Source organism: Geodermatophilus tzadiensis, assembly GCF_003002915.1.
GTDB lineage: Bacteria > Actinomycetota > Actinomycetes > Mycobacteriales > Geodermatophilaceae > Geodermatophilus > Geodermatophilus tzadiensis.
Map to the genome: position 1 here is coordinate 122,316 of NZ_PVTG01000017.1, position 6,485 is coordinate 128,800.

General features: G+C 77.8%; 5 protein-coding genes. 1 reads left to right on the forward strand and 4 read right to left on the reverse strand.

Annotated elements, in window-relative coordinates:
* Positions 1-178: 178 nt before the first annotated feature.
* The 4 genes from LY71_RS19370 to LY71_RS19385 form a co-directional block, all read right to left on the reverse strand.
* The gene (locus LY71_RS19370) at positions 179-1,966 is read right to left on the reverse strand and encodes a DEAD/DEAH box helicase (protein ID WP_106280793.1); all 1,788 of its coding nucleotides are present in this window, start codon (positions 1,964-1,966) and stop codon (positions 179-181) included.
* Positions 1,967-2,168: 202 nt separating this feature from the next.
* Positions 2,169-2,462 carry a hypothetical protein gene (locus LY71_RS19375; RefSeq protein WP_106280747.1) on the reverse strand — a complete coding sequence of 98 codons (294 nt, stop codon included), beginning with the start codon at positions 2,460-2,462 and terminating at the stop codon, positions 2,169-2,171.
* A gap of 67 nt (positions 2,463-2,529) precedes the next feature.
* The gene (locus tag LY71_RS19380; protein ID WP_106280749.1) at positions 2,530-3,405 is read right to left on the reverse strand and encodes a CPBP family intramembrane glutamic endopeptidase; all 876 of its coding nucleotides are present in this window, start codon (positions 3,403-3,405) and stop codon (positions 2,530-2,532) included.
* Position 3,406: 1 nt separating this feature from the next.
* Entirely contained in the window at positions 3,407-3,748 is a 342-nt protein-coding gene (locus LY71_RS19385) for a hypothetical protein (RefSeq protein WP_146146187.1), read from the reverse strand.
* Positions 3,749-3,852: 104 nt separating this feature from the next.
* Here LY71_RS19385 and LY71_RS19390 point away from each other — a divergent pair, with 104 nt between their 5' ends.
* Positions 3,853-6,141 carry an ATP-binding protein gene (locus tag LY71_RS19390; RefSeq protein ID WP_106280752.1) on the forward strand — a complete coding sequence of 763 codons (2,289 nt, stop codon included), beginning with the start codon at positions 3,853-3,855 and terminating at the stop codon, positions 6,139-6,141.
* Positions 6,142-6,485 lie beyond the last annotated feature (344 nt).

Consider the following 6,485-nt stretch of genomic DNA (forward strand, 5'->3'; position numbering starts at 1 on the left):
CCCCTCCTCGCGGCGGGACCGCACCCGGGCCCGTCCCGGGGGGCTGCTCGCCGCGGGCGCCCGGGTGCCCCGCGCACCGGCGGCGAACCCGCTGCCGCCCGGAGATGACCCGAACGGGTGTGGCCCGGCTCCCCGTCCGTGCACTTCCGCGGAAGTGCACGGGCTCAGGGCACGGACCTCAGAGCATGGTGCGGAGGCGCTCGCGACGGGCGCGCAGGACGTCGACCGACGCCGACGCCGACGGTGGCCCGGGCACGTGCTGGCGCAGCTGCGTGTGCACCACGGCGTGCGGCGTCGACGTCTTCGCCGACACCCGGCTGACCAGCCGGTTGATCTCCCGGCGCAGCTCGGCGGCGTCGCGCCACGAGCGGCCGGCGTCGTCCTCGTCGGGGTGGTCCTCGACGACGGGCAGCTCACCGGTGTCCTCGTCGTGCACCCGCTGGGCGATCCGCAGCCGCAGCTCGTCGTCCCGCCGGGCCAGCAGCGACGCCGTCTGCTCGGCGGTGAGCAGGCCCGGGATGCCGAGGAAGTCCTCGTCCTCGGGCGCGACCGCGACCGCGCCGTCGGAGCCGGTGTGCGCCGTCCCGCCGTGCAGCACGTGCGCGAACCGGGCGTCGGCCTCCAGCGCCTCCCACTGCTTGAGGCCCACCGGCTCGCGCTCCTTCGGCGGCAGCGGGTCGAGGTCGAGCGCCTCCGGGTCGGCCGCCTTGGGCGGCGGCATGACGTGGTTGCGCTCCTTCTCCAGCGACGCGGCCAGGCCGAGCAGCGGCCGCACGGCGGGCAGGAACACGGTGGCGGTCTCGTGCGTCGCCCGGGAGCGGACGACGCGGCCGACGGCCTGGGCGAAGAACAGCGGCGTCCGGTAGGAGGTCATCCACGCCAGAACGGCGGCCCGCGGGACGTCGACGCCCTCGGAGATCATCCGCACGCAGACCGCGATCCGCGCCGACCCGGTGGCGAAGCGCTCGATCTTCTTCGACGCCTTCGGGTCGTCGGAGAGGATCAGCTCAGGCGCCTTGCCGGTCACCCGGCGGACGATCTTGGCGTAGGCGCGGGCGTCGTCCTGGTCGCTGGCGAGGATCAGCCCCGCGGCGTCGGGCATGCCGCCGTGCTCGCGCAGCTGGGTGATCCGGTCGTCCATCGCCGCGATGACGTGCGGCACCCACTGGCCCTTGGGGTCGAGGGCGGTGCGCCAGGCGGCCATCTCCACCGACCGGGTGCCGGCCTCCGACAGCGACGCGGCGACCACCTCGCCGGCGGAGTTCCGCCAGCGCGAGGTGCCGGTGTAGGCGGCGAACACGACCGGGCGGACGACGCTGTCGGCCAGCGCCTCCTTGTAGCCGTAGGTGTAGTCGGCGCGGCTGACCAGTCCGGCGCCGGCCTCCCCGGCGTCGCCCTCGAAGCCGTCCTCCTCGTAGCGCACGAACGGGATGCGCTCGTCGGGCTTGGTCCGGAACGGCGTCCCGGTCAGGCACAGCCGGCGGGCGGCGAAGCCGTAGGCCTCCTCGATCGCCTCGCCCCACGACAGGCCGTCGCCGGCGTGGTGCACCTCGTCGAGGACGACCAGTGTCTTGACGGCGGTGGCGCGGGCGGCGTGCAGCATCGGCTTGCCGGCCACCTGCGCGTACGTGGTCACGTAGCCCTGGGTGCCGGCGCGCACCGGGCCGACGGCGTTGGTCAGCCCGGGGTCGAGCACGATGCCGACCCGGTCGGCGGCGTCGGCCCACTGCAGCCGCAGGTGGTCGGTGGGGCAGACCACGATCACGCGGGCGACCTCGCGCCGCTGCAGCAGCCGGGCGGCCAGCGTCAGGGCGAAGGTCGTCTTGCCCGCGCCCGGGGTCGCGGTGACCAGGAAGTCCTTGGGTGCCTGCTCCTCGTACCTGTCGAGCGCGGCCTGCTGCCACGCCCGGAGCGGTCGGCTGGTCGTCTGCGGGGCGACCGCCCCGGCCCGTGCTGCGCTCGCCATCTCGGGGTCCATCCTGCCTGCGACGGCGAGGACACGCCCAACCGGCCACCTCCCGCGCGCCTCGCGGACGGCGTCGTATATGGACCCCTCCGCACGGCCCTGAGCTGCACGGACGCACCGGGAGTGGGATGCCTCACGGGACGGCCGGACCGGTCCGTCCCACCTCCTGCACCACACCCGTCCCGGTGCGGACGGCGCCGGGTCAGCCCCCGCCCCGGAGCAGGCGCAGGTGCGGACCGGTGGGCTCGTCCTCGCGGAGGTCGGGGACCTCGGGCAGCCGCGCCGCCCGGCGGACCCGGTTCTCCGGGACGTCCAGGACGCGGGCCAGGTGCCCGGCCATGCGCGGGCTGATGAAGGCCCGCCCGGGGCTGCGGGTCAGCCGGTCGAGGACCTCGGGGGCGACCGCCCCGCGGGCGCGCAGCGCGGCCTCGTGCACGGTCAGCCCCAGCTCCCAGAGCCGGCGCCGGACGAGGTCCTGCAGGTCCTTCGAGTCCACCCGCAGACGATAGGCCGGACAGCGGCCCCGGGGCAGCCCAGGCGACCCCGGGACCGTGGACGTCCCGTCACTCGTGGGCGGCCGGCTGCCGGCGGGCGAGGAGCGCCGCCGCCACCGCGGTCACCAGCACGACGGCCAGCACGGCGGGGAACACGGGCTGCCCGCCGGAGAGCAGCTCGTCGACGACGTCGCCCTCGCCGCTGCTGGCGTTGAAGGCCGCGTGCAGGACCGCGACGGCCAGCACGCTCCCGGCCGTGAGCCGCAGGAACACGCCCACCGCCAGCCGGACCAGCACGGCGGCCAGCAGGAGGTAGGCGACCGCGCCGAGCAGCCCGGACGCCGTCACCTCGGCGGCGAGCAGCATCGGCAGGTGGATGCCCCCGAAGGCCAGCGCGGTGAGCACGGCGGCGACGACCAGCCCGTGCCGGTGCTCGAGGCGGGTCTGCACGAACCCCGCCCACACCGTCTCCTCCCACAGGTTGATGACGACGACCGCGACGACGAGGTCGACGACGGCGCCGCCCAGCACCGAGGGCAGGTCCGCGGCCGTGATCGACCGGCCGAGGGCCGCGCCCACGGCGAGGGTGGTCACCGGCAGGGCGAGCAGGACCGCGATCCACTGCCCGACGCCGAAGCGCCACCGGAACGCGCGGGCGAGCAGCGCGCGCACCCCGGCCCGCCCGTCGGCGGCGGCCGTCACCCAGAGCACCGTCGGGAGCATCACCAGCAGGGTCAGCGCGAGGACGAAGGGCTCCATGGGCAGCGGGCCGCCGGGGACGACGCCGTGGAAGGCGAGGGCCGGCACCGCCAGCAGCGCCCAGCCCAGCGGCAGGGTGACGGCGAGGAGCGTGGTCACCGGGCGGCGCGCGGCCCGGGCGCGCAGCCCGCGCGTCCCGGCTGCGGCCCGGGGCGGCGGAGCGGGGGTGTGCTCGATGGCGGACATGTCAGGACCTGCCTTCGTCGCGAGCGGGGCGGGGACGGTCCGGCAGCGGCCGGACCGGGTGGACGCCGGCCGGCCCGAGGGCGGCGGTGTCGCGGGCCAGGACCACCGCGGTCCCGTCCGCGGCCTCCACCAGGCACAGGCAGCGGCGGTCGGCCGGGACGTGCCAGCCACCGCACCACCGGATCGGCGTCCCGGTGGCCGCCAGGCGGCGGACGGCGAGCCGGAGGGCGGCGGACATGCCCTCCTCGTCCCGCCCCTCGGGCGAGCTGCCGCGCAGCTCCACCAGGAACAGCCCCGGCTCCCGTGCGGGGGGCCGGGGCCCCGGCGAGCGACCTGCGTCCACGCGGCCACCGTGTCCCGCGGGCTGTCCCGGGCACATCGGGAGGACCCCGGAGGGAGGTACGGATCCGGGCCGGGGACCGTACGGAGTCGCTACGGTCGGGCGGCATGGCGAGGCCGGGCGCCCGGGACGGGACCCTCAGGCTGCCGGCCGAGCGCAGCTCCTTCGTCGGGCGCCGGGCCGAGCTGGCGGAGGTCCGCCGGCTGCTGTCGGCCGCCCGGCTGGGCACGCTGGTGGGGCCCGGTGGCGTCGGCAAGACGCGGCTGGCCCTCCGCGCCGCCGCGGACGTGCGGCGCTCCTTCCCCGACGGCGTGACCCTCGCTGACCTCACCCCGGTCTCGGACCCCTCGTCGGTCGTCGAGCGGGTCGCCGCTGCGCTGGACGTGCGCGACGTCTCGGGCTCGTGGCTGCCCGCCCGCGTCGCCGAGGTCGTCGGGAACCGGCAGGTGCTGCTCGTCCTCGACAACTGCGAGCAGGTGCGCGACGCGGCCGCCGTCCTCGTCGACACGCTCCTGGCCGCCTGCCCGCGGCTGTCCGTGCTCGCCACCAGCCGGGTCCCGCTCGACGTCGACGGCGAGGCGCTGCTCGCGGTGCCGCCGCTGCCCGTCCCGCCCGCCGGGGGGCCGTCCGGCCCGGACGACGCCGTGCAGCTGCTCGTGCAGCGGGCCGAGGCGGCGGTGCCCGGGCTGGCGCTCACCCCGGCCGACGCCGAGGTGCTCGCCGACGTCTGCCGGCGGCTGGACGGGCTGCCGCTGGCCGTCGAGCTCGCCGCCGTCCGGCTGCGCACGCTGACCCCCGCCGAGCTGGCCGCCCGCCTCGACGACCGCTTCGCGCTGCTCGCCCGCTCGGGGACGGCGGGCGCCGAGCGGCACCGGACGCTGCGGGCGACCGTGCAGTGGAGCGCCGACCTGCTCGCCCCCGCCGAGCGCGTCCTCTGGCGACGGGCGTCGGTCTTCGCCGCCGGGTTCGACCTGGCCGCGGCGGAGGCGGTCTGCGCCGACGGGGTGCTGCCCGCACCCGCGGTGCTCGCCGCGCTCGACCGCCTCGCCGAGGCCTCGCTGCTGGTGGGCACCCGCGTCGGCGACGGGCGGCGGTTCCGGATGCTGGAGACGGTGCGGGCCTACGGCCGGGAGCTGCTCGCGGGGTCCGGCGAGGAGGCAGCCCTGCGGCGGCGGCACCGCGACTGGTGCGCCGGCGTCGTCTCCGCGGCTGCCGCGGAGTTCACCGGGCCGGCGCAGGTCGCGGCCCTCGACGCCGTCGACGCCGTCCACGCGGAGGTGGGGGAGGCGCTGCAGTGGGGCCTCGGCGTCCCCGGCGAGGCGGAGCACGGCCTGGCCCTCGCGGCGGACCTGTGGCTCTACTGGGCGGCCCGGGGCCACCTGGGGGAGGGGCGCCGGCACCTGGCCGCGCTGCTCGCCGCCTGCCCGCGGCCGACGTCCGTCCGGGCACGCGGCCTGCTGGCGGCCGGCTACGTCGAGCTCACCGCCACGGACGCCGACGCCGCCGTCCCGCTGCTCGAGCAGGCCCGGGACCTGGGCGCCGTCACCGGACCGGCGCAGGTGCCGGCCCTGGCGACCCAGTTCCTGGGGCAGGCTGCGCTGTTCCGCGGCGACCTCGCGGCCGCCGACCGGCTGCTGCGCGAGGCGGCCGCCGCCCTGGCGTCGACCGACCCCCGCCACGAGGCCTTCTGCTGGGCCGACGTGGGGGTGACGGCCTTCCTGGCCGGGGACCTGCCCGCGGCCGCGGCGGCGTTCGAGCGCGGTCTCGCGCTGGGCGCCGACCCGTGGACGCGCTCGCACGCGCTGTGGGGACTGGGCCTGGTGCGGCTGGCGGCCGGCGCGCCGGCGGAGGCCGCGGGGTCGGAGCACGCGGCGTTGCAGCTCATGCGTGAGGTGGACGACCGCAGCGGGACGGCGCTGTGCGTCGAGGCGCTGGCGGAGGTGGCCGCCGCCGAGCGGGACTGGGAGCGGGCGGCGCGGCTGGCCGGTGCCGCGGACGGGGTCTGGCGCTCCATCCCGGCGGTGCTGCCCGCACCGCTGCGCGGACGGCGCGAGGAGTGCGCGAGGGCGGCCGTGCAGGCGCTGGGGGAGCGGCGCTGGGCGGCCCTGCACCGGGAGGGGGCGGCCCTGTCCCGGGCGGCGGCGGTGGCGCTGGCCCTCGGGGACCGGTCGCCGGTGCCCGCGCCGCGCACCGAGGCCGACCCGCTCACGCCGCGGCAGCGGGAGGTGGCCGAACTGGTGGCGCAGGGGCTGACCGACCGGGAGATCGCCTCGCGGCTGGTCATCTCCCCGCGCACCGCCGAGTCGCACGTCGAGCAGATCCTGGCGCGTCTCGGCTTCCGCTCGCGGGCGGAGATCGCCGCCTGGACCGCCGCGCGGGGCTCGACTTCGCAGTGAACCCTGGGGACGGCTGCCCCTCCCGACGGCTCGTTGCCGCGGAGGAGGTCGGTGACCCCGCAGGCGACGTGCTGGCCGCTCCGCCGCGTCAGGTGCCACCGATCAGGTGCGCTCTGCTGGGGCGTTTCTCCTGCTCAAGGGCTTGTGCAGTGACTTCCTCGAACATACGATCGAACGCGTGGACGACGTGCTGACCGCTCCGGTGCCCTCGGCGCCGCCGGTCGGGTGGGCGTCGGGGCCGCTGGGTGCGGTGCAGGCGGCCGACCGGGAGATCGCCCGGCAGACCGCGCTGCGGGCCCGGGCGGTGGCGCAGTTCGCCGCGGCCCGGCCGGCGTCGGGCGACC